The organism is Mesorhizobium sp. M7A.F.Ca.US.005.03.2.1 (assembly GCF_003997795.1).
Classification (GTDB): Bacteria; Pseudomonadota; Alphaproteobacteria; order Rhizobiales; family Rhizobiaceae; genus Mesorhizobium; species Mesorhizobium ciceri.
In genome coordinates, this window is record NZ_RZRP01001254.1 from 1 (window position 1) to 1,256 (window position 1,256).

A 1,256-nucleotide genomic window follows, 5' to 3' on the forward strand; every position below is an offset into this window, starting at 1 on the left:
CCGAGGTGCTGTTCCGGGGCCGCGAGACCGAGCCGGAAGAAATCGATGCCTTGCGCGACCTGATCCCGGCCGCCAAGAATCTCTACCGCAACCCGAATTCGGGCTCCTATATCAGGCGCGGCAGCGATGCGCTGACCGCCGATACGCCAGTGCCTTACCGCATCGCCGACCTGCTCAAGCAGATCGATGAGCGCATGGGCATGCTCGAAAGCAAGACCGATCGCCCGACGCTCAAATCGCTGAAGACGCGCATCGAATCGGCGGCGGCCGATCCACGTTATCGCTTCATGTTCAACTCGCGCCTGATCGAGGACACCATCCACGAGACGATCGGCAACATCTTCCGCGTGCCGCATCATGGCCGTCCCGTGACCTGCTTCGAGATGGCCGGCATGCCGTCCGAAGTGGTCAATTCCGTCTGTTCGGTGCTGGCGCGCCTGGCCTTCGATCTCGCTCTGTGGAGCGAAGGCAAGCTGCAGCTTCTGTTTTTGTGCGAAGAGGCGCACCGCTATATGCCGGCCGACCCGCGTCTCGGATTCGCGCCGACCAGGCATGCGCTGTCGCGCATTGCCAAGGAAGGCCGCAAATATGGCTGCTATCTCGGCGTCGTCACCCAGCGCCCCGGCGAGCTCGACCCGACCATCCTGTCGCAATGCTCGACCTTCTTCGCCATGCGGCTTGCCAATGAGCAGGACCAGGCGATCATCCGCTCGGCGATTGCCGACTCTTCTGCCTCGACGCTTGCCTTTCTGTCCTCGATGGGCCAGCGCGAAGCCATCGCCTTCGGCGAAGGCGTGGCGACGACCATGCGGCTGAAGTTCGAAAAACTGCCGAGCCACCTGCTTCCCGGCACCGCCAAACGCGAAGAGGCCACGTCGAAGCCGGGCGACGATGTCGATCTGGTGGCGATCGTGGAACGATTGCGCAACGTGCTGAAATCGACGCAGCAGGCGATGGCCTTCGCCGAGGTCGTGGATTCAGGCCGCCAGGCCGGCGACCCCGACTACCGCAAGCCACCCGCCGCACGCCCGCCATCGGACGACGATTTCGACATGCGCTACGGCCTCAAGCCCGCAACCTTCGGCCTGCGCCCGCAAAACGATTGAGCTTGCGACCCGGCTGTTCTGCCGGCCGATTGAGAAGCCGCGCTAAGCTCGCGCCCTGCCTGGACCGCTTGGGTAAATCCCGTCAGGGAATTCGTCAGGCTGAGTCGGGTGGTGCTGTTTTCGAGAACCGAAGCGGAGCGGACATTTGAG

The 1,256-nt window shown here is 63.5% G+C and carries 1 protein-coding gene; it reads left to right on the forward strand.

Annotated features, from left to right (window positions below):
- Window positions 1-1,106 (forward strand): ATP-binding protein (locus tag EN991_RS36765; RefSeq protein WP_164769688.1); only part of this gene is annotated, 1,106 nt, incomplete at its 5' end.
- Window positions 1,107-1,256: the final 150 nt, after the last annotated feature.